This window comes from Adhaeribacter radiodurans (assembly GCF_014075995.1).
Classification (GTDB): Bacteria; Bacteroidota; Bacteroidia; order Cytophagales; family Hymenobacteraceae; genus Adhaeribacter; species Adhaeribacter radiodurans.
Genome location: NZ_CP055153.1, coordinates 1,597,021 through 1,618,277, shown reverse-complemented (window position 1 = coordinate 1,618,277; position 21,257 = coordinate 1,597,021). Strand labels below are relative to the sequence as shown.

21 protein-coding genes are annotated in these 21,257 nt (G+C 40.2%); 14 read left to right on the top strand and 7 right to left on the bottom strand.

Annotated elements, in window-relative coordinates; all coding sequences use genetic code 11:
* Positions 1–150: 150 nt before the first annotated feature.
* The 5 genes from HUW48_RS06810 (at position 151) to HUW48_RS06790 (ending at position 4,252) form a co-directional block, all read left to right on the top strand.
* Entirely contained in the window at positions 151–684 is a 534-nt protein-coding gene (locus HUW48_RS06810; RefSeq protein WP_182414963.1) for an outer membrane beta-barrel protein, read from the top strand.
* Positions 685–807: 123 nt separating this feature from the next.
* Positions 808–1,440: a hypothetical protein gene (locus HUW48_RS06805; protein ID WP_182414962.1), complete on the top strand. Its 633-nt coding sequence runs from the start codon at positions 808–810 to the stop codon at positions 1,438–1,440.
* 522 nt (positions 1,441–1,962) lie between these two features.
* Positions 1,963–2,781, top strand: a complete 819-nt coding sequence (locus HUW48_RS06800; RefSeq protein ID WP_182414961.1) for a helix-turn-helix domain-containing protein — start codon at positions 1,963–1,965, stop codon at positions 2,779–2,781.
* Between the two features lie 284 nt (positions 2,782–3,065).
* Positions 3,066–3,596 (top strand): hypothetical protein, encoded by a 531-nt coding sequence (locus HUW48_RS06795; RefSeq protein WP_182414960.1) that lies wholly within the window; start codon positions 3,066–3,068, stop codon positions 3,594–3,596.
* A 101-nt stretch (positions 3,597–3,697) separates the two neighbouring features.
* Positions 3,698–4,252, top strand: coding sequence for a cupin domain-containing protein (locus HUW48_RS06790; protein ID WP_182414959.1), 555 nt, complete (start codon positions 3,698–3,700; stop codon positions 4,250–4,252).
* Between the two features lie 117 nt (positions 4,253–4,369).
* Here the strand turns inward: HUW48_RS06790 and HUW48_RS06785 are convergent, their stop codons facing one another.
* Together HUW48_RS06785 and HUW48_RS06780 are read right to left on the bottom strand one after the other, a co-directional pair.
* Positions 4,370–5,071: a DsbA family oxidoreductase gene (locus HUW48_RS06785; protein WP_182414958.1), complete on the bottom strand. Its 702-nt coding sequence runs from the start codon at positions 5,069–5,071 to the stop codon at positions 4,370–4,372.
* Between the two features lie 95 nt (positions 5,072–5,166).
* Positions 5,167–5,457, bottom strand: coding sequence for an ArsR/SmtB family transcription factor (locus HUW48_RS06780; RefSeq protein WP_246343755.1), 291 nt, complete (start codon positions 5,455–5,457; stop codon positions 5,167–5,169).
* 205 nt (positions 5,458–5,662) lie between these two features.
* Between HUW48_RS06780 and HUW48_RS06775 the strand changes: the two genes are divergently transcribed.
* From HUW48_RS06775 to HUW48_RS06755, 5 genes are all read left to right on the top strand, one after another.
* Entirely contained in the window at positions 5,663–6,046 is a 384-nt protein-coding gene (locus HUW48_RS06775; RefSeq protein ID WP_182414957.1) for a DUF5655 domain-containing protein, read from the top strand.
* Between the two features lie 253 nt (positions 6,047–6,299).
* The gene (locus HUW48_RS06770) at positions 6,300–7,640 is read left to right on the top strand and encodes a T9SS type A sorting domain-containing protein (RefSeq protein WP_182414956.1); all 1,341 of its coding nucleotides are present in this window, start codon (positions 6,300–6,302) and stop codon (positions 7,638–7,640) included.
* Positions 7,641–7,816: 176 nt separating this feature from the next.
* Complete coding sequence (locus HUW48_RS06765) at positions 7,817–8,401, top strand: Crp/Fnr family transcriptional regulator (protein ID WP_182414955.1); 585 nt, start codon at positions 7,817–7,819, stop codon at positions 8,399–8,401.
* Positions 8,402–8,465: 64 nt separating this feature from the next.
* Positions 8,466–9,602, top strand: a complete 1,137-nt coding sequence (locus HUW48_RS06760) for an FAD-dependent monooxygenase (protein WP_182414954.1) — start codon at positions 8,466–8,468, stop codon at positions 9,600–9,602.
* Positions 9,603–10,067: 465 nt separating this feature from the next.
* The gene (locus HUW48_RS06755; RefSeq protein ID WP_182414953.1) at positions 10,068–11,720 is read left to right on the top strand and encodes a carboxylesterase/lipase family protein; all 1,653 of its coding nucleotides are present in this window, start codon (positions 10,068–10,070) and stop codon (positions 11,718–11,720) included.
* A 266-nt stretch (positions 11,721–11,986) separates the two neighbouring features.
* Here the strand turns inward: HUW48_RS06755 and HUW48_RS06750 are convergent, their stop codons facing one another.
* A complete protein-coding gene (locus HUW48_RS06750) occupies positions 11,987–12,592 on the bottom strand; it encodes an START domain-containing protein (protein WP_182414952.1) in 606 nt (201 codons plus the stop codon).
* 222 nt (positions 12,593–12,814) lie between these two features.
* Between HUW48_RS06750 and HUW48_RS06745 the strand changes: the two genes are divergently transcribed.
* From HUW48_RS06745 to HUW48_RS06735, 3 genes are all read left to right on the top strand, one after another.
* Positions 12,815–13,612, top strand: coding sequence for a HipA family kinase (locus tag HUW48_RS06745; protein ID WP_182414951.1), 798 nt, complete (start codon positions 12,815–12,817; stop codon positions 13,610–13,612).
* Positions 13,590–13,973, top strand: coding sequence for a DUF3037 domain-containing protein (locus tag HUW48_RS06740; RefSeq protein WP_182414950.1), 384 nt, complete (start codon positions 13,590–13,592; stop codon positions 13,971–13,973). Before HUW48_RS06745 ends, HUW48_RS06740 begins: the two co-directional genes overlap by 23 nt.
* 447 nt (positions 13,974–14,420) lie before the next feature.
* On the top strand, positions 14,421–15,977 hold the full coding sequence (locus HUW48_RS06735; protein ID WP_182414949.1) for a protein adenylyltransferase SelO: 1,557 nt from the start codon (positions 14,421–14,423) through the stop codon (positions 15,975–15,977).
* A 137-nt stretch (positions 15,978–16,114) separates the two neighbouring features.
* Here the strand turns inward: HUW48_RS06735 and HUW48_RS06730 are convergent, their stop codons facing one another.
* From HUW48_RS06730 to HUW48_RS06715, 4 genes are all read right to left on the bottom strand, one after another.
* Entirely contained in the window at positions 16,115–16,825 is a 711-nt protein-coding gene (locus tag HUW48_RS06730; RefSeq protein ID WP_182414948.1) for a hypothetical protein, read from the bottom strand.
* 148 nt (positions 16,826–16,973) lie between these two features.
* On the bottom strand, positions 16,974–17,465 hold the full coding sequence (locus HUW48_RS06725) for a hypothetical protein (RefSeq protein ID WP_182414947.1): 492 nt from the start codon (positions 17,463–17,465) through the stop codon (positions 16,974–16,976).
* A gap of 100 nt (positions 17,466–17,565) precedes the next feature.
* Entirely contained in the window at positions 17,566–18,096 is a 531-nt protein-coding gene (locus HUW48_RS06720; protein WP_182414946.1) for a hypothetical protein, read from the bottom strand.
* 620 nt (positions 18,097–18,716) lie between these two features.
* On the bottom strand, positions 18,717–19,148 hold the full coding sequence (locus tag HUW48_RS06715; RefSeq protein WP_182414945.1) for a nuclear transport factor 2 family protein: 432 nt from the start codon (positions 19,146–19,148) through the stop codon (positions 18,717–18,719).
* A 917-nt stretch (positions 19,149–20,065) separates the two neighbouring features.
* Here HUW48_RS06715 and HUW48_RS06710 point away from each other — a divergent pair.
* Positions 20,066–21,166: a BamA/TamA family outer membrane protein gene (locus HUW48_RS06710; RefSeq protein ID WP_182414944.1), complete on the top strand. Its 1,101-nt coding sequence runs from the start codon at positions 20,066–20,068 to the stop codon at positions 21,164–21,166.
* The last annotated feature ends 91 nt before the right edge of the window (positions 21,167–21,257 follow it).

Here is a 21,257-nt window from a genome sequence, read left to right as displayed (position 1 = left end):
TAGCGCCTATTCTCCTGGGTAGTTGCAGCTACTACCTTTGTTCTATCAAATAAGGCAAATAAAACAGTAATAAATCAAAACAAATTAGTAAAAATTTAAACCAAATTAAACCTTTAATCACTTAACCCATCCAAAACCACTTAACACCTTATGAAAAAGTTTACCTTAATTCTGTTCTGTTTAGTAGCAATTTTTACCATTTCTCAAGCGCAAGCCCAAACGCCTGTTAAAAACAAATATTTAAACGTTGGTATTGGTTTAGCTGCCTACACCGCCGGTGGCGTTCCGATTGGCGCCTCTTTAGAGGTCGATTACAAAAATAACATTTCGATAGGTGGCTTTTTCGATTACGCCCGTTACGGTTACCGATATTCGGGTTACAAGTGGAACTATAACTTCCTTTATTTTGGGGCCCGGGGTTCTTACCATTTGGGCGAGTTGCTGAAAGACCTGGATATAGATGATAGCAAATTTGATCCGTATGCGGGTATTTCCCTGGGAATCAGAACTTCGTGGTACAACGACAACACTGATTACGACAATTTTAAAAGCCCTTACAATGGTGGTATTTTCTTAGGTGTACACGTTGGTAGCCGCTACATGTTCTCCGAAAAATTAGGCGGTTTTGCTGAAGTAGGTTACGGAGTTTCGGCTTTGCGCCTGGGGGTTACGGCTAAATTCTAAGCAGTTTACCAATTAGCATTTACCATTTACCAAAGTATTCATCCATCCAATTGCTCCATTAGTCAAAATAAAACTATTCCATTCTAACCTTAAACAATTAATTTAAATCCACTTTTAAAACCTATGAAAACCTTATTTAATTTTAAGCTAATTGCCATTTTGCTTTCCTTTGGTTTCTTTGCTACATCTTGTACCGACGACGATGAACCGGATAACCCGAAGAAAGACGGAAATACCGAGTACAACAATCAAAAATTCACGATTAAAAATGGTTATTACGCTATTGGTAACGGCATTCAGTTATACGGCAATGCGCCCACCCATCATTTAGATTTCTTGTTCTTAACAGATGGAACGCCTAAATTCTCGAACGATGGGGAAATTACAGAAATGCAGGACGGTAAAATTGCCATTTTAGGTGCCATTCTCTCGCCGGATGGAGCCAGCTTTAAACCCGGTACTTTTGAGTACACCAATATGGCGGCCGATGTTAACTTAACCGAAGCCCAGGTAGAAGCCAAATACAAAAATAAATCGTTCTTCTACGAGTCTATCGTGCGGATGGACACCGACGGTGATAAAAACTGGGAAGAAGAAGCTGATGTTAAAATTACTGGTGGTACTATTAAAGTTAGCGGCGCTTTACCAGCCATTTCCACCGAGTACAACTTAACCTTAGAAAACGGTAAAACCATTAAAGGCAGCTTCGGCGGTGTTTTCCAGAAACTAATCATTGATATGGAAGACGGAGAATAAAACAAAGCCTCTCCCCCATTAAACCTTAATATATTAACAGTAAATTACCAGAAACACCCTTTGGCTTTTAAGATAGCTAATGGGTGTTTTTATTAGCTGATTATTCTGAATTAAAGCAGACAGTTAATATCAAATTTTATCAAAAAGCTATTTAGATTTTGCTTGCTAGTAAGCGACCTGCACCAGACTCCAAAGAACAACATCAAAGTACTCTATGGCAATTATTTCTTAATCTTGGGTATAAGTCGTTCTATTCAACCCTCGCGTATTTACAAATTCTAATTTCGATTGTAAAAGATTGAAAATATTTGTGTTCTTATTACACTAAATTTTATTACTTTTAATAGAATCATAATTTTTATTACTAATTAGGGTAGTTCTTTACCAGTAGTCCGAAACAAAAACTACACGAAAGAATTAGGAATAAACTCATCTATCCTAATTAAACTTTTTTAGCTCTGGTTTTAGGCTAATGACTTATGTAGGTAGCGCACCGTCAAGATAAAATAGGTTAAGTTAAAAATGGAACGGAACGTACACATTTTCCAGCCAAATACTAGCCCCGAAAATATCTTAATCCGGCAAATCTGGTGCATCTGGGATATGCAATTAATTAACCGCACCGAAACCATACTGCCCAAGGGAACAGCCGAAATTATTTTTAATTTTTCGGATGATATTGGTTATTTCCGGTTACACGAGGAAGATACTGTTAGCTTACCGAAATATTTTATTAATGGCGTTAATTTTACCCCTTATCATTTATCCATCCGGAGCAAACAGCATTTTCTGGGAATCCAATTTAATGTTTTTGCTTTAAAATATATCTTCAACATTCCAACTCTAGAATTCAACGATCAGGTATTGGAAGGTTCTTTAATTTGCAAATCGCTGGATATTTTAGCGGAGCAACTAAGTGCGGCTTCTTCATTTCAGCAACAAGTAGAAGTAATTTTACTTTGGCTTAGAAATAAAGTAAAATCAAGTTCTTTACTGGGAGCAAATAACCGCATTATTCAATTACATGCCGACCCGGATATAATTAATCTTTCGGTGCTGGATCTTAGCGAAAAATACAATGTTACTCCCCGCCACCTAAGCCGGTTGTGCAACGACTATTTAGGAATGTGTACCGAAGAAATTATATTGTACAAGAAATATTTGGCCGCTTTGTATCAAATGCATCAGCCGCATCCTTCCCTCACCGAAATCACTTATAATTGCAACTTTTACGACCAAGCCCATTTTACCCGAACGTTTAAGTTATTTACCGGTTTAACTCCCCGCCAATACAAAAAAACAATGGGAGAACTACCCGGACATATTTTTAATTTTTCCTAACTGAAACACTCACGCTTATTAACTAAAAATAAATACAACTGTATTTAAACGGGTAAATAAAACCAATACAATATTCCTCCTTCTACCTACAATATTAGATTGCTATAGCTTAAAAACAAGGTAACTGCTTTTTGCTGATTCCTTAATATATCCTTCTCTTAATCATTATTTAATTTAAATTTACTCTTCAAGGAATAATGTCCGTTTGATACAATTTTTGGGCTTGGTGCCGGTAGTATTTTTACTAAAAATTAACTGTAACCAACTAAAAAATAGTATTCCTTATGAATGTTAAAGACATTGTTTATTCATTTGCCTGCCTTTCTTTTGCGGTTGTAATAGGGGCCGCAGTTTATGAACACCGGGCGGTGGTTCCGCAGTGGAGTGTTGCTCTGCCCGCTTCGCTAAGTATGTTTCATGGAAAATACGGCCTGGATGCCGGAGCCTTTTGGAAGGTTATTCATCCTGTTACGTTGCTGCTGTTTATTCTAGCTCTGTCTTTATCCTGGAAAACAACGAGAAGAAAAAACATCCTCGTAACTTTAATCGGTTACGTTAGCATCTTAGCTATTACGGCTATTTACTTTGTGCCGGAATTAATGGCCTTAACGGGTACTCCCTTTTCCGAAACCATGGATCCTTCCTTAACGCAACGGGCTCAATTATGGGAGCTTTTAAGTCAAATAAGATTGGCTATCCTGGTAGTGTTATCTATCATCCTGTTTTTAGGACTTACTAAAGCTGCCGATAAGGTGAGTACTCCTAAAACAAATCAGAAAGCTAAAGCTGTGCAACCTCAACAGGTAGGTGTTTAAAACCCGGCATTTAAATAGAAGAAGCAACTATACTTATAAAATCAGGCATACCTGTTTAAGGCTACTAATCAAGTTAAAAGAAGAAACGAAAAACCAATCCTATGAAAATTTCTTATCCCCACACCATTGAAAATTTTGCCGGTGAAAAACTGATATTTCACGGCGTTGAAAAAGATCCGGACAGCGATAAAGTTATTGTCGAAAACTTTGTAACACCAGGACACGGTCCGTTGATGCACACCCATTACCTGCAGGATGAACAATTAACCGTTGTAAAAGGCAAAATGGGTTACCAAATTCTGGGGCAGGAGGAGCAATATGCCGGCGAAGGTGAAACAATTTTGTTCAAACGGGGAGTGCCACATCGTTTCTGGAACGCAGGGCAAGAAATTTTGAATTGCCGGGGTTTTGTAAAGCCGGCGAATACCATTGTATTTTATCTTTCGGCCATATATGCGGCACAAAACAAATCGCATAGCCTAAAGCCCGAAAAGTTTGACGGCGCTTACCTTTTAACGCGGTACGCTCAGGAATACGACATTCACGAAATGCCTCCGTTCGTCAGAAAAACTATAATCCCGATAACGTATCGCATTGGGCAACTTTTGGGCAAATACAAGCACTTTAAAGATGCTCCTGAACCTGTAAAAGCATAAATAAAACACTTTTGCTAATTTGATAACGCAGGTTCAATAAAACTAAAAAGCCGCTCTATTAAGAAGCGGCCTTTCGAATACTTAAACAATATTAAAATTAACTCAGAAGAAAAAAGCTTAACAAACGCCGTTAGCATCGCAGCTCGGACCTTCGCTGGTAATTGGTTGAAGTTCGGGTGCTATTTGCTCGAACACCTGCAAGAACGTTTCAGCGGGTTGGGCGCCGCTTATCAGGTATTGATCGTTAATAATAAAAGCGGGTACTCCGGAAATCCCTACTTGTTGCGCCCACTTTTCCATACTTTTTACTTCGTTTTTACCTTCTTCTGAGGCAAAAAAGTTTTCTAATCTTTCGGCGGGTATACCTTGTTCCTGCCCAATTTGGCTTAGAACCGCAGGATCGTTCATGTTTTTACCATGCGTAAAATTTGCCTCAAACAAAGCTTTTGCTACAGCAACTTGTACCCCGTATTGACCAGCCAGCCAAATTAACCGGTGACCGTTAAAGGTATTATGTACCTTATCTGCTTTGTAAAAATCAAATACAACTCCTTCGGCTTTTCCAGCTTCAGTTAATTGTTCGCTGGATGCATTCAGGCGCGGTAAAGCTTCGGAACCGTAATGCCGGATAAAGTATTCTTGTTTGTCTTCCCCTTCCGGCGTGGCATTAGGGTTAAGCTCGAAAGGTTTAAACGTAACTTCAGCCGCAAATTTATCACTAGTTTGAGTTAAGGCGTTTTGTAAACGGGCTTCGCCCAGATAACACCAAGGGCAGTTTATATCTGATACAATGTCTATTTTAAGTTTTGATTTAGTCATTTTTATTTTTGGTATAGAATTACCTGATTTAGTTTAAAATTTAAAATGAATGTTTTCGGGCGATTACCCGCGTTGGCCCTTCTTAGAATGCTTAATTACCCTGAAACGGGCACCATGCCGAAGGATATTCCCGATATAAAATTTTTAAATACAGTTGGTTGCAAGGTATACGTATACTGGCGGCCGGCTTTTTCCGCCCTAATTAGTCCGGCTTCCTGTAAAATTTTTAAATGGTGGCTCACTGAAGGCTGGGCTAAGTTCAAACAATCCTGAATGGAAGAACAAGGTCCGGTTCCCCCCTGGCTGGCTAATAATTCCAGTATTTTCAGGCGGTTAATATCGCTTAATGCTTTCGCCGTTTTTTCGAGATTCTTTAAGTTTTCCATGATATATACATTGATACATTTAAATACATCAATAAGTTCCGGATAAGAAAATAGGTTGCTGTTTTTAATGGAAAGCTGGCACTTCAATTTTTATTAACCTGAAAAGTCCTAACTTTTTCTGAAAAACAGAAAGACAACCATACAAAATGCAGTTGCAGTCTACTATCTTCCGGCTAATACAAACCTGAAACGGCTATCCTAAAGCATGAAACAAAACCAACCGGATAGAGGAGTTAGAACCATAGAAGAATTTCTGGCCAATAAATCAACTCATACCAGAGATTTATTTTACTATTTTGTGCAGCATTACCAATTACTCTGCCCCGTAGATATTCGCCCAGCCAAAACCATGATTGGCATTGCTACTCACCGTAAGCGTATTGCTTATATTACCCAGTTAGGCAAAAATTTTATTCACGTGTATTTTCCATTTCCGCAGCCTTATCCGGATAATTTATGTTTTCAGAAAATTGCCCAAGTACCCGGCGACGATAAACAATTTAACCACCACTTGCGCCTGTACGATAAAGAAGATTTGAACGAAGAAGTCCGGGAGTTTATGTCTTTGGCTTACCAACTAGGATGTTAAGCTTTAAGTAATCAAAGGTTTACTAATTGAATTATTAGATTTTACCTATTAAAGCTTAAGTTTAATGCGCTCTACAATTAGTTTCAGTACTACCTGCTTTCCGTTTTAAATGGAATAGCTTATTGCAATTTCACCTGGTATTTTATAACGGGCATGCAACCCCTTGATTAATAATAAGGTCTAGTAGTCAAAATCTTTTTAAATAGGCTTTACACTCCGGGGTTTAGTTAACTATTAACGACCTATTCCGACTATGAAATTTCACCTCGTTTCTATTATTTTCCTTCTATGGAGAACCATTAGCTTTGGGCAAACGGCCTGGCAACCCACTACCCCATTTCCGAAAACCGATGGTATGGCTACCAACTCTTTTGCCGTTTCGCCTAAAACTGGGGCCATATTTGTGAGTGTAGAGGAAGAAGGCTTACAGCGCAGTACCGACCAGGGCCGCAGTTGGGCCAAGATCTTAAGTGAGCCCGTTTATACCGTTAAAGTGCGCGCCGATGGCAGTATTTTCGCCGGCGGAATTGGCCAAGTGCACATCTCTTCCGACGAAGGTCAGACCTGGATTACGAAAAGCTTTGCCAGCATTTATCCGGTAGCAGCAATGGTGTTTAACCAGCAAGGGCACATTTTTATTGGTACCTCTAACATGCCCGAAAGCGGCACCAACGGCCAATCCGGCGACGGCATTTTTACTTCCACGGATAATGGCCAAAGCTGGCATTCTTTAAATAGCGGCTTTGGTAGTTCCTTAAATGTAGCCTACCTCGTTATTGATTCTCAGGACCAATTATACGCAGGAATTAACGAAAACGAAGCCGGCCAGGCAGGCGGATTATTTACTAAAAGCCTTAACGAAACCACCTGGACCAGAATTGCCGTTAGTATAGCCGAACTGCAAGACATACGGGTTAGCTACGTGCACATGCTTGGCACTGACCGGCACCAGCATTTGTATGCCACCGTAGAGGGTTCTTACGGTAGTATTGGGGTACTACGAACAATTAAATCAATAGACAGTGGCGCTACCTGGCAAATTTTGGCCTTACGTGAATCGCCCAATGGACCTTACTATGATACTATTTACCTGCAAAGTTTCTTTTTAAGTAAAAACGGACTTTTATGGACCAGTATTCCCACACGTCAGGGAATTTTGTATACCGATGATAATGGTACTAACTGGGTACCACACACCACCGGTATAAACGCCACCTACAATATTGTAGACTTTGCCGAAACTTCTCAGGGCGTAATGCTGGCTTTAAAACGCTTTGATACCAACCTGGTTTATACCATGAATTATCCGCTGAACATTGAAGATCCGGTTTCCGAAAACAAACCTAATTTACAATGTTATCCGAACCCGTTTACCGAAAACTTAACCGTAAAATACAGTTTAGCTAAACCAGCTTCCGTTCAGGTAAGGATTTTTGATTTGGTAGGCAAGGAAGTTTTTTCACAGGTAAAAACAGGGGCTGCGGGCACGCACACTTTGCCCTGGCAACCATCTCAAAATGCAGCGGGCTTGTATGTAGTACACGTTCAAACGGGTGCCCAAAACCAAATACAAAAAGTAATTTATTTGAAATAATCCAAGGCCCTTCTTATGCTAAATTGTCGCGCCGTAAAAATTTAATCTTCAAAAAAATTTAGGTCGATTTTGGATGAGAATGTTATAAATATTAAACTTAATAATCCGGTTAGTTCTGGAAAAAACCTTATGTTTCTACCTTACCTTCTCTGAAAATAAAACTTTGTAAATAGCAAATGAACGAAGATAAATCAGTTCCTTTACTCATTCAGGTAATATCTTCGGTTAGTTTGCTGGCACCAGGTACAATAGCTGATTTACAAAATATCATCCAATTTAAGATTGTAAAAAGTAATACCGAGTTGTTAAAATTCGGGCAAATAGCGCGGGGCATGTATTTTATCAATCAGGGTTTGGCGCGCGTGTATTACCAGCACAAAGATTTAGACGTAACCGATTATTTTGCCATTGATGGTCAATTTATAGGAGCCGTGCCCAGCGTTTTTACGTTACAACCTTCCCGTAAAGCTATTCAGATAGTTGAAGATTCGGAAGTAAGTTATTTTTGGATCAAAGATTTTGAAGAGTGTTGTGCCCAACACCACGATTTAGAAAGAGCCGCCCGCAAATTAGCTTATTTCGCTTTGGTAGAAGAACAAGATCGCATTGAAAAACTTCGTTTTTATTCCGCCGCCGAACGTTACCTGGAATTAGAGAAAAAATACCCGGGAATCAGTAACCGCTGCCCTTTAAAATACATTGCTTCTTATTTAGGTATTTCGCAGGTAAGTTTAAGTCGCATCCGGGCGGGAGTGCAATAATTTAACATATGTAAAAAGGCTATTCATATTTCTTGACCACCTTTGTAAAAAAAAGTAAATAGAAATGAAAGTAGCCATTATTGGGGCCGGAATTGCCGGTCTTACCACGGCCATTGCCTTACAACAGGCCGGTATTTCCTGCATTATCTACGAAGCAGCTCCGGCAATTAAACCGCTCGGGGCCGGTTTAACCTTAGCCGCAAATGCCATGAAAGCTCTGGCTAAATTAGGTTTAGTAGAAGAAATTTTATCTAAAGGACAGTTACTAAAAGCTTTTGATATTCTGGATGAAAAAGGAAAGATCATCACCCAAACTAATAACGCCGTATTTCGGTCAGAGTACGGTGCCGATAACTTTGCCATTCACCGGGCCGATTTACACCAGGTTTTGCTTTCCCGAATATCACCGGACACTGTACACCTGAATAAACAAATTTTAAGCTTCGAACAACAACAATCAAAGGTAACCTTACATTTTAGCGATGGTAGTACCGCAGAAGCGGATTATCTTTTGGCCTGCGATGGTATTCATTCGGTGGTAAGAAAAAAAGTATTGCCGGAAGCTACTCCCCGTTACGCGGGTTACACTTGCTGGCGAGCCGTAGTAAATATGCCCCATTCATCTCAAACCGATGCCCTGGAAACCTGGGGTCCAGCAGGCCGATTTGGGATAGTACCCGTTTCGAAAGGTAGAATTTATTATTTTGCCTGTATTTCTGTTTCTCAGCCCAACTCTAATTTAAAAAACTTTACAATTTCGGATCTTATACCTTGTTTTAAAAAATACCACAACCCCATACCGGAAATTTTGAATCAAACCCGTAATGAGCAACTAATCTGGAACGACATTTACGATTTAAAACCGCTGCGTCGCTTTGCTTTCGGCAATATTTTACTTTTAGGCGATGCTGCTCATGCTACTACTCCTAACCTTGGCCAGGGGGCTTGCCAAGCCATTGAAGACGCAGTAATACTGGCTAATTTATGGAAGCAAAACACCCGGGTAGAAGATACTTTCGCACAGTTCGAGAAAAAGCGCCTGGCTCGAACAAATTTTGTTACTACTCAATCTCGTCGGGTAGGGGAAATAGCGCAAATTCAAAATCCCTTATTAGCCAGCCTGCGCAATTCAGTGTTACGCGTGCTGCCCGCCAGCTTTCAGGAGAGGAATGTTAAAAAATTGCTGGATGTACAATTCTGATTAAGTTGTAGGTAATAAGTATTAAGTTAAAAAGTTGAAAAGTTGCAGAAAATAATACCCGCTGGCGCGAGCGTCCCGCTCATTTCTACTATTTGTTAGGCCTCTGGCCGGACGAACCGATATACTTTCTACAAAAAAGATTAAGCTACCATAAGTCAAAAAATTCCGAATAATTTAGGCTTGGACTTAGCTAGGAAATGGAAAACCACAATGCAGAAGCTGTTAGGGAAAAATCATTCAGGCAAATTTTATTTTTTACTTTTTCTTCTTCCAGACAATTCCTTTTAATAAGTCTATTAAAAAACTTAAAGCCAAATCCTTTCAGTAAATAAGTATTTACCTTTTTCACCACTTTCTCTTCAGAAATAATTTAATTAAGACCTTTAATAACAAAAATTTATTTTTATTATTATGTTAAAATAACATTTTAAAGTTTTTCCCTTCTAACCTTTATTTCTATACTCTATGCATTATGTAAACAAATTAGTTTGTGCAGGGCTGCTGGCAGTTTCTTTTCTGTCGGTGGGCGTAGCGCAAACAAAAACCAAAGCTTCGGGTAGTTCGGCTTTGCACCAGGTTAAAACGGCTAATGGTTTGCTCGAAGGAACGGCAGAGAAAAGCGGCATTCAATCATTTAAAGGGGTACCTTTTGCGGCGCCACCTGTAGGCGAATTCCGTTGGCGGGAACCCCAGCCCGTTAAAAATTGGTCAGGTGTGCGGCCAGCCAAGCAGTTTGGCCCCCGGGCCATGCAATTGGCTTTATTTGGCGACATGAATTTCCGGTCGAATGGCATGAACGAAGATTGTTTGTACCTGAACGTTTGGACGCCGGCTAAAACCGGTAAAGAAAAACTACCGGTGCTGGTTTATTATTACGGAGGTGGTTTTGTGGCCGGAGATGGCTCGGAACCTCGTTACGATGGTGAAAGCATGGCGCAGCAAGGAATTGTAGCGGTTACGGTAAATTATAGACTGGGCGTATTCGGCTTTATGTCGCACCCGGAATTAACTAAAGAATCGCCGAACAAAGCGTCCGGCAATTACGGGCTCCTGGACCAAAGTGCTGCTTTGAAATGGGTAAAACAAAATATTGCAGCTTTCGGCGGCGATCCAACTAAAGTTACCATCGCCGGCGAATCGGCGGGCTCCTATTCCGTAAGCGCTCAAATGGCTTCTCCTTTATCTAAAAACTTAATTGCCGGTGCTATTGGCGAAAGTGGTTCCTTGTTGTCGTTGCAACCAACGGCTACTTTAGCCAAGGGCGAAGAAGCCGGGGTAAGTTTTGCTACCAATGTGGGGGCTAATTCTTTAGCAGCTTTACGGGCTTTACCCGCCGAGCAAATTTTAGAAGCAACGGGCAAACCAGGTACTCCCCGCTTTCCGGTTGTAGTAGATGGTTACTTTTTCCCGAAATCACCCAAAGAAATTTTTACTGCCGGTGAACAAGCCAAAGTACCTTTATTAGCCGGTTGGAATTCGGAAGAATCTGGTTACAAGGGAATATTAGGTCAAGAAGCACCTACTCCAGAAAACTACAAAAAAGCTATTGAAAAACTGTACAACGAACAAGCCGCCGAAGTATTAAAAGCCTACCCGGCCACTACCGAGGAAGAAGTACTGGATGCGGCTACCAACTTGGCCAGTGACCGGTTTATCGGGTTTGGCACCTGGAAATGGATTGATGTACATAGCCAAACCAGTGGCAAACCCGTATATCGTTATTTATATTCCCGTCCACGGCCAGAAATGACACCGGAAATGGGCAATGCCGTTGCTGGTTTAGCAGGTGGTGTAATTAAAAACCCAGATGCCGCTCAGAAAGCACCGCCAGCCCGCGGCGCGGTTCACTCCGCCGAAATTGAATACGCGATGGGTAATTTAGCCACCAATAAAGTGTATGCCTGGAAACCGGAAGACTACAAAGTTTCGAAGATCATGCAAAGCTATTTCGCTAATTTTATTAAAAAGGGCAACCCTAACGGTGCTGGCTTACCTAACTGGCCCGCTTTAAAAGCCGGTAGCCCGGCCCAGGTGATGCACATCGATGTAAATACCCGCGTAGAGCCAGACCAAAGCCGGGAACGTTATTTATTACTTGAAAAAATATCCATTAAGTAATTTAGTTATGCGTTGTTCGGCCCCAAGCCTTTGCAATTTAGATTATTATTAAATAAGTAAATAGACACAAGTATCAAGATAGTAGATGTTAGACTTTTGTAGAAATAACTTTTTGACTATAAAGTACTTTTCACTACAATCCTGATAGCATGTATATAAAAGTAATTCTATCCAGTTACTTATATTAGAAATCTAACAACGAATAACGAGCAACGAACCAGTAAACAAGAAGGGAGAAGATGGTTTAACATCTTCTCCCTTCTTGTTTACTGGTTTTTACTTAATATTTCGCGCAGCTTCATAAAGGTATTATAAGGCCCGGTAACTACGGAAGCATTCACAAGCCAGGAAGGAATGGAGCCGCCCGGATTAATACTAAAAGTATAGGTGATTTTTAGTTTGTTATCGGGCAATGGAAAAATATCCCACGTTGCTTCGGAATACGGAATCCGGATAAAATTTTTGTTTATAGGTACGTAATCCGGGAGACTTTTTACCTCAATGTGCAAATTACCCTTCACAATCGGATAAATAATAGTTTCGACTACTAAATCCCGATCAGTTACCGGCCAGGGCATATCTGTCTCGGTAAGGTAGATAAAATTATTTTCGGTTTTCTTCTTTATTAAAGTAGCTTTAGACGTGGCATATACCCAGTCCGGATGATGCGGCACATCTCTTAGTACTTGCACTAATTGGCTGGTGGTACCCGGCAGTTCACATTCTACTTTAATTTGTTTAAACGAGGCATCCGACAACTTCCGGGAGTAAATAGCAATGCCATTTTCGTTTCGGCGCAATTCCCATTTTTCCTGATCCGGGTAACTTATCAAGCTAAAAACCCAAACAGAAATAAGTACTAAAAACGTCATAAAATGGAATTGCTTTTTGTTTTATAAATTAATCAAGGTAAAAATCTACTAAAAAATAATCGTACTTGCAATAAATAGCCAAAAACAAGATGCATTATCTGTCGGAGAGGTTGCCACATTCCTTATTTTTAAAGGAAATTTTATATTTTAATTTATTTGTACTTAATTACGGCACTCTGTATTATTAAAAACAAGACGGAATATTTACCGTATGAGGCAGGCATGAGTAATAGCTCTTCTTTACCCCGATCCGTTGAGGTAATTCGTTATGTTACCCCTTTACGCGAAGGCGGCTCCTTGCCGGCCATTGTGGAAGCCGATGACGATTTTTTGTATGTGCTTAAATTTAGAGGGGCCGGCCAAGGCGTAAAAGCCTTAATTGCCGAACTGGTAGCTGGCGAAATTGCCCGAACCCTTGGCTTGCGGGTACCCGAAATTGTATTTGCACAACTAAATGAGGCTTTTGGCCGCTCCGAGCCGGATGAGGAAATTCAGGATTTGTTACGTGCCAGCGAAGGCTTAAATTTAGGATTGCATTACCTGACCGGTGCTATTACCTTTGACCCGCTGGTAAATAAAGTAGATGCCAAATTAGCTTCCCAAATAGTTTGGTTAGATTGTTTAGTTACCAACGTAGACCGTACCACCCGGAACACCAATATGCTCATCTGGCACAAAGAGTTATGGCTCATTGACCATGGGGCAGCGCTTTACTTTCACCACTCCGGGCAAAATTGGGAAGAACAAAGCCAGCGGCCTTTTGCTCCTATTAAAAACCACGTACTATTACGCCAGGCTACCGAGCTTACTACCGTAGATGCGGAATTTAAAGCTATCTTGAGCCCTGACCGCATTCAGGAGATTGTATCGTTTATTCCCGACGAATGGCTCGCGAATGAGTCCTTCATGGAAACGGCCGAAGAAAATCGCCAGGTTTACGCCCAATTTTTAAATACCCGGATTGCCCATTCAGAATTTTTTGTGGAAGAAGCCCAACATGCCAGAAAAGCACTTATTTGAGTACGCCATTATCCGGGTGGTTCCCCGCGTAGAACGCGAAGAGTTTTTGAACGTTGGCGTTATTCTTTATTGTCCGGCACAAGGATTCTTGCAAACTGTATTTGAGCTAAACGAAGACCGGCTAAGGGCTTTTTCTGCCCAAATTGATTTAAACGAATTGCATGAACGTTTAAATGCCTTCGAGCGGATTTGTGCCGGTAAGGCGCAGGGCGGTGTTATTGGGCATTTACCTATTGCCGGTCGTTTTCGATGGCTCACTGCCGCTCGTAGCACCGTGGTACAAACCTCAAAAGTTCACCCAGGCTTATGCGTCAACGCCCAGGAAACCCTGCTCAAATTACATAATCAATTGGTATTGTAATGCAAGTTTATGGCTTCACCAGAATGGTTCCGCCTCGAAACAGGATAAATTCTATTCATAACCTTGAATAAGCATTCCGAGGAAGTTATGTACGCTACCAATTTTCGACAACCAGGATATTCAGTAAATTGACTTAGTAGTACATTTCAGATTAATTACCAATCTTATAAGGCCTTCTATTTTTACTTTTTAAAGAAAGCTCTTAAACGTAAGCTTACTAAAATAACTCACCAACCTTCTTATTCTTTAATTCATTAGGTTGTTCCTTTTTATCAATAATCAGCTACCTATTTCTGGCATCATTTACAATAATTTAAAATGTGAAGCAGAAAGTTTGTAGCGGGAAATTTAACAAAATTTAATTTTTAAGGTAAAATTTTTGTTTACCCATTAAGTGTCCAATGCCTGAATAGCAATCCGGCACTTCCATAATAAATTATTCTACTAATGGAAAGTCTGAGTACTAAATTATATAAAAACGAATTTGTGAAAACTTTTCCGGGCGATGACAGCGGAAACCTAAAGCCTCGCCAAACCCCTGGAATGTTGTACAGTAAAGCGGAGCCAACTGCTGTTCGCGAGCCAAAACTGCTCGCCTGGTCCAATGATTTAGCCCAGGAACTCGGAATTCAAAAACCTACCGACGAAGATGTAAATATCCTGGGAGGGAACCGGGTAACCGAAACCATGTATCCCTATGCGGCTTGTTACGCTGGTCACCAATTTGGCAATTGGGCGGGCCAATTAGGCGATGGTCGAGCCATTACCCTCGGCGAATGGCAAACTACCTCCGGTAAAACCTGGGAACTACAGCTAAAAGGAGCCGGACTTACTCCATACTCCCGCCGGGCTGATGGGCGAGCCGTTTTGCGTTCCTCGGTGCGGGAATACTTAATGAGCGAAGCCATGCATTACCTGGGCGTGCCTACTACCCGGGCCTTAAGTCTGGTCTCTACCGGCGATAAAGTTCTCCGCGACATGTTTTACAACGGCAATCCGCAGTATGAGCAAGGAGCCATAGTTATGCGGGTAGCGCCCAGCTTTTTACGTTTTGGTAATTTCGAAATATTGGCAGCCCGTCAGGAAATAGAGAACCTGCGCCTACTAGTTGATTGGACCATAGCCAAGTTTTACCCGCACATTACCGGCGAGGACAAAGTGATTAACTGGTATAAAGAAATAGTGGACCGAACTGCCAGCTTAATGGTAGAGTGGCAGCGAGTAGGCTTTGTGCACGGCGTTATGAATACGGATAATATGTCTATCCTGGGCTTAACAATTGATTATGGTCCGTTTTCATTTGTAGATAGCTACGATTTACGGTTTACGCCCAATACCACCGATTTACCGGGCCGGCGCTACGCCTTTGGTAAGCAGCCTTCTATCGGTTACTGGAACCTGGGCTGCCTGGCTAGTGCACTCGCTCCTCTTTTTCCGGACACAGACCAATTAGTAGCCGCCCTGGAAACGTATGAACCCATATACTATCAAAAATACTTTGCCATGATGGGTAATAAACTAGGGCTGGGCGAAGTAAAACCTGAAGACAAAGAACTAATTACCGAATGGGAAGAAACTATGGCCCGCATTAAGCCAGACATGACCATTTTTTACCAATTACTTATTGATTTACCATTAAATACAAAGGAAGAGGCCGAAGTAGTAGCCTATTTTGCAAATAGTTTTTATACAGAACCGGATGCAGAAAAAAGCGAAATGCTAATAAACCTAATTAAAAAATACACTGAACGTTTACAGGTAAATTCTATTAGTCGGAAAGAGTCCGCGACTCGCATGCGCGCCCATAACCCGCGGTTTATTTTACGTAATTACTTACTGCATCAAGCCATTGAAGAACTAGAACAAGGCCAGGATCAGCTATTTAAAAAGTTACAAGCCGCCCTGAAAGAACCGTATTCTAATAAATTTGATGAGTTTCTAGTTAAAAGACCAGAATGGGCCAGCCAGAAAGCGGGTTGCTCTATGTTATCCTGCAGTTCGTAATAATGTAATTGTGTCTAGCGGTAAGTGGAACCTTCTGTTGATTAAGCAGAAGGCTCTCCCTTTTACAACAGATTAGAATAAACCAAAGCAGCTTTTGAAACAGGAACCACATTTCAGATTTATTATTTTAATTGTTATTAAAGGCGGAGTCCTAATCCAAAGTTTATAACTAAATAGTTAAAGGATTTTTCACCAGCTGAAAAATTGACAGTTTGTAATTGGCCGGATGCATCAACTTCTTCAAAGCTATAAGTACCCATATCAATTTTACCCACCTTTTGGTATTGGACATTAAAATCAGCGAATAGTAAACCTTCTTTTGGAAAGCGAATACCAGATTCAACTGCGAATCCCAGTTTATTAAAATTCTTTTTTAATGGTACCAGGGTATCAAATGGCCGATCACCGATTACATTAATGGCATACCAGGCAGGTCCTATCGCCAATCTCATTGTTCGATGATTCAGATGAATTCCCCCTAAAAAGTTAATTGCTTTGATTTTATAGTTTAGATTTAAATCTCCGTTTTGGCTGGAAATTCCGGACAATTTACCGGAGTAAGTAGAAAATAGTAAATTGACTAATCCTAATTTATTCCAATTTCTTTCTACCCCCACCTGAATAACAATAGTTCGTTTAGCCATAGGGATAGACGCTCCTGTACCGAACAAACCTCCACTATGGGGTAGATACCCTTGAGATTTCATTCTTTCCTCCAAATGGCTAGGTAAGCCACTCACAAAAGGTCCTCCGTGAAGGGTTATACCCCAATAGCTGGAAGAAGAATTAGTTTGCGCTTGCAGGATGCAGGGAAAAATGATAAGGAATAATGCGATTAGAATTTTCATTTTTCTTTTTTATTAAAGTATTAATCACCTACAAACCAGCCTATCGGGCATATCATCCAGCCTACTTCCTAATCATCTTCCTCCTAAGATAATCTGGAAGGAAAAATTACTATATGCTTATAACCTGAAGCTAAAAAGCTTAAAAGGGCTATTTTGCCGAAGGAAGGTAAATCTGAAAACCAGCATTAAAGTTTATTCCTGTCAGGTTCGAAGTATTTAAAATAGCATCGTTATTACCTGATTCATCATAGGTTACCAGTAGCTCCAGCCCTACCTGTTCGGTAACGAAACGGGTAACTCCTATTCCTATGCCGTAAGTAAAAGTATTTGCATAATCGTTGAAATCGCCAGTATCACTATTATAATTATAGCGCTGGTACCCGAAGCGGCCTTCCACAAAAAATTGGGTGGGCATAGAACCAAAATACCCACGCACAAATGGACTTAAACCGAAACTACTGGTGGTAGAGCCTGAATAAGAATATAATGATAAGGGTAGGATTGCTCCAAAAGCTAAATTATTAGCGGCAAATACGCCAAAACGTGGGGAAAGCATTAACAAAGTACCTTTATTCTTGGTCCCGAGATGCAGGTTTCCTGTACCACCAACCAGCCAATTTCCCTTATAGGTCTGGGACATAGTTAAAAACGAAAACCCGAAAATGAAATAAACGAAGAAGAATAGCTTTTTCATGAAAACATACATGTAAGAAAGGATATATCTAAAGCTATACAGAAATTTACTTTTTTTCTAAAATGCGACTCATTAAATCATATTTTTCTGTGAGTGATTTTTGGGAGAAATCGTAATGCGTGTATCGGTTAGAAGAGGCTCCAATAATAATTCCACCTACAATTCCGGTAACTGCTCCTAAAGCTGCACCAGCACCGGCCGATGCACCGGGCCCTAAATCAAAAGTAAAATAAGAATTGGGCTCGGGCTCCTGGTAAGAACCAAAGCCAAGCAAAGCCCCAGTCGATGCGCCAATCAGCACGCCCAAACCTAAACCTCTGGCTATGGGCCTTTGGCGTTTAGCAACTTGCAGCTCTTTTATTATTTCCAGCGATACTTCCTCGGGTCCATTCTTGCCGTAAATGTATAAGGTATTTCCTTTTAAACTATCCAGAGATTTTGTGGAGAAAGCTTTTTTATTTAACAATACTACTTTAAACTTTCTGGCTTTAAGAGATGAGTAGATGGTAGCTGTATTAGTAGGTAGGGCATCTTGGGCCAGAACTATTGGTGAAAACCAACTCAGTAACACCATCATAAAAATGATTTTTTGTAACATAAACTCCAGATATTAAAGATACCAGGTTTAGTAAATTAGTTTATCTTTTTACCAGCCTTATTGCTATTCTGAAACCATCTCCTCCAGTACCAGAGAGCAGGTAAATGCCAGGTTCCAATCCAACTGCAGATAAATCCAGGAAGAAAGTTGAACTGGCTATTTTAGATTAAGCCTGGAAATGCGTTCTTCCTAAAGCATCCTGCAAAGTAACTGTAAGTTGGCCTTGCTGCTCGGGTAAAAGTTAAATGGAAAGCATATCAGAATAAGGATTAATGTATACTTTAAAGGTAAAGTTTGGTGTTTTATTTCTTGGTATTTTACTTGATTTACGCGCTATTGCCGTTGATTGATTAATCGGTTGCACAATACCAAAGTTAATTTTGGTGTTCGTTCCCCCATCGGCATCTAGTTTGATCTATTACCACTCCTTCCAAATGCAAAAGCCCTAGCCATTAAATAGTTTCCCTCGGGTAAATTCGGTAAGCGTTTTAGTTTTGGATTAAAAAGCTAGTTTATTCCTATTTTAAACTTTGAAAACTTAATATTAGAAAATAAAGGTTAGTCCTCTTGATTTTTGAAAACTAAATACCAGAAATAATTTATCGCCAACCAGGATTAGTTACGTCCCTAGGATCAAAGAAATTTTCCTGATCTGTGATTTTCCCTTCGGCATTTACCTGAAAACGGTCCATAACGCGTAACTCAACTGGTGGATTGAGCAAAATTTGACAATGAAACTCGACACAAACAGCAGACAAATCTTGATTCACAAAAGAATCTAACATTTTAACTTCTCCCAGCAAATCGGGTAATGGAGCCCACCAAATATTCCGTAGGTTTTCTTTTCCGGTAATTGGGTTAGCAGTACCCCCCGGACAGAGTGGTGCTCGTAAGCAAACTGCGTTGGCATAAGGAATAGCATCAAAATTTTTATTTCCCAAGCCTTCGAGCACATATTGGCGGGCTAATGCATGCAGCTGCCCTACTCTTTCAGATTCAATAATTGGTTTTGTAAGTTCTTGCGCTTCCATAAAATATCAAGTGTTTAGTGTCTAAAATTCTTATATTAAATGTAAAGGCAACCACCAGAAAGCTATTGTAAGAATGCGACATTTTACAATTTTTATTGCTGATGCAAAAAGAATCTACTAAGGAATTTTTATTTAAAAATATTAGCTATTTATCTGTATTGTGTTTCGCGTAAACAGACGGGCTTCGGCGAATAAATTTAGTAAAATCTGTAATAAAATGGGCTTGGTTATAATAACCAGTTAGGTGAATGAAGTCATGCCACTCTCCTACTTTCCTGTTACTGTTAGCCAGAGTGGCACACACAAAACCTGCCCTCCTGATTTGGGCATTATATTTCGGACTTACTCTTATTTTTAGAACAAAATTTGGTTCAAATTACCTTCAGCAAAGAAATGCCTCAGCACTTAAATTACTTACCTAAATAATACTTGGTTATTCCCGATTTTGTCGGCTGCATAGTCCTTCCGATCACAGGTGCTATTTTGGTTAGAAGGCTTAGTAAATGAAAACACTTCGATTAACTGAATACGCAATCTGTTAAAAGCAGCTTCTTCCATTTAATCTGTAAGGTTTTAGCACAATTACTAAAAAAGTAAGTACAATCATTCATAATTATTTAACTTACCTGTATGCACCTTGCAGTTCTTTGAATGTAATCATAAATAATTAAAAATGAGCTTTTTGCATTGAATTTTATTTAGTTTATTAAGCTATTTATTAATCTAAATATGTTAAACCTGGAGAAAGTAGTATTTATCTTAATCCTCTATTGTTTTGATTTATTATTTTTTATATTCAAAAGTAAATTTCCTGATGGTACTTTACCTGCTTGGCCAAATTAAATTATACAATACAATTTTTTAAATATAAGATTCAAAACAGATTTCCTGCTTATACTTTATTCATTAGCCTTAGAATGAAAAAATTTTACTTTGTTTTCTTTTTTGTAGTTTTATTTGTAGCAAACTGTTTTGCAACAATAGAGACTGATTCGACGAGGCAGCCAAAAACTAAAAAACTAAGTCTTACCCCTTTTCCAGCCTTGTTCTCTACTCCAGAAACGGGCATTGGCTACGGCGGTTTGGTGGTACCGGTCTATAATTTCGGTTCCGATAGCCTTACCCGCAGTTCTAACGGCCAATTGCTCGCTTACTATACACAGAAAAAACAAGCTTCGGTTCAGCTTACTTATACTATTTACACCAACCATGAGCGCTACAATATTACGGGAGCAGCCAATTATTACGATTGGCCCATTCTTTATTACGGCATCGGCAATTCTAATACTCTAAAGGATTCTTCGCTGGTAACGTATAAACTCTTCTTGTTTCAGAACCGGGTACTTAAAAAATTAAGAAATTACCTATTTGTAGGTGGGCAATACCAGCTTACCCGCATTAATAACATTGGTTTCAAGAACCCCGCCAGCAAAATTCAGGAGCGGGATTTCGCCGAACTAGACGGGAGCATTACCTCAGGCCTTGGGCCAGCCCTTTTATTCGACAGTCGCGATAATCCTTTAAATACCACTCAAGGTTGGTACGCCGAAGCGGGCACTTTTATAAACCACAAAAGTATTGGTAGCGAATTTAATTTCACCCGTTTTATTCTAGATATCCGACGTTTTATGCGGCTTTCTGATAAACGGGTATTAGCTATTCAGGGAGTAGGGAAATTTAGTACCGGCCAAGTTCCTTTCCGCGAAATGGCTTTACTGGGCGGGGGCCGAACCATGCGGGGCTTTTACGAAGGACGTTTCCGCGATCGCCAATTACTCGCTTTGCAAAGCGAATACCGGCAGCAGGTATTTTCGCGGGTGGGCTATGTGGTGTTTGGGGGAATTGGCCAGGTGGGCAATAACGGGGGCGATTTTAGTTTTGGTGGCCTAAAACAAGGTGTTGGTGCCGGGCTCCGGTTAATGCTAAACCGGAAACAACGCCTCAATATCCGGATCGACTATGCTATAGGCAGCGATAAAGCCAGAGGATTGTATTTTGACATTGGCGAAGCGTTTTAATTTTAGTTTACTTAATTCAAAAATGCAAAACCAAAAGCTATCCTCACCCCAGAATCAAATATATCCCACTACCCAAAATTTGTTATGAAAT

Coding starts and splice junctions, on each gene's coding strand:
- HUW48_RS06810 (WP_182414963.1), top strand. CDS start 151: ATGAAAAAGTTTACCTTAATTCTGTTCTGTTTAGTAGCAATTTTTACC.
- HUW48_RS06805 (WP_182414962.1), top strand. CDS start 808: ATGAAAACCTTATTTAATTTTAAGCTAATTGCCATTTTGCTTTCCTTT.
- HUW48_RS06800 (WP_182414961.1), top strand. CDS start 1,963: ATGGAACGGAACGTACACATTTTCCAGCCAAATACTAGCCCCGAAAAT.
- HUW48_RS06795 (WP_182414960.1), top strand. CDS start 3,066: ATGAATGTTAAAGACATTGTTTATTCATTTGCCTGCCTTTCTTTTGCG.
- HUW48_RS06790 (WP_182414959.1), top strand. CDS start 3,698: ATGAAAATTTCTTATCCCCACACCATTGAAAATTTTGCCGGTGAAAAA.
- HUW48_RS06785 (WP_182414958.1), bottom strand. CDS start 5,071: ATGACTAAATCAAAACTTAAAATAGACATTGTATCAGATATAAACTGC.
- HUW48_RS06780 (WP_246343755.1), bottom strand. CDS start 5,457: ATGGAAAACTTAAAGAATCTCGAAAAAACGGCGAAAGCATTAAGCGAT.
- HUW48_RS06775 (WP_182414957.1), top strand. CDS start 5,663: ATGAAACAAAACCAACCGGATAGAGGAGTTAGAACCATAGAAGAATTT.
- HUW48_RS06770 (WP_182414956.1), top strand. CDS start 6,300: ATGAAATTTCACCTCGTTTCTATTATTTTCCTTCTATGGAGAACCATT.
- HUW48_RS06765 (WP_182414955.1), top strand. CDS start 7,817: ATGAACGAAGATAAATCAGTTCCTTTACTCATTCAGGTAATATCTTCG.
- HUW48_RS06760 (WP_182414954.1), top strand. CDS start 8,466: ATGAAAGTAGCCATTATTGGGGCCGGAATTGCCGGTCTTACCACGGCC.
- HUW48_RS06755 (WP_182414953.1), top strand. CDS start 10,068: ATGCATTATGTAAACAAATTAGTTTGTGCAGGGCTGCTGGCAGTTTCT.
- HUW48_RS06750 (WP_182414952.1), bottom strand. CDS start 12,592: ATGACGTTTTTAGTACTTATTTCTGTTTGGGTTTTTAGCTTGATAAGT.
- HUW48_RS06745 (WP_182414951.1), top strand. CDS start 12,815: ATGAGTAATAGCTCTTCTTTACCCCGATCCGTTGAGGTAATTCGTTAT.
- HUW48_RS06740 (WP_182414950.1), top strand. CDS start 13,590: ATGCCAGAAAAGCACTTATTTGAGTACGCCATTATCCGGGTGGTTCCC.
- HUW48_RS06735 (WP_182414949.1), top strand. CDS start 14,421: ATGGAAAGTCTGAGTACTAAATTATATAAAAACGAATTTGTGAAAACT.
- HUW48_RS06730 (WP_182414948.1), bottom strand. CDS start 16,825: ATGAAAATTCTAATCGCATTATTCCTTATCATTTTTCCCTGCATCCTG.
- HUW48_RS06725 (WP_182414947.1), bottom strand. CDS start 17,465: ATGTCCCAGACCTATAAGGGAAATTGGCTGGTTGGTGGTACAGGAAAC.
- HUW48_RS06720 (WP_182414946.1), bottom strand. CDS start 18,096: ATGATGGTGTTACTGAGTTGGTTTTCACCAATAGTTCTGGCCCAAGAT.
- HUW48_RS06715 (WP_182414945.1), bottom strand. CDS start 19,148: ATGGAAGCGCAAGAACTTACAAAACCAATTATTGAATCTGAAAGAGTA.
- HUW48_RS06710 (WP_182414944.1), top strand. CDS start 20,066: ATGAAAAAATTTTACTTTGTTTTCTTTTTTGTAGTTTTATTTGTAGCA.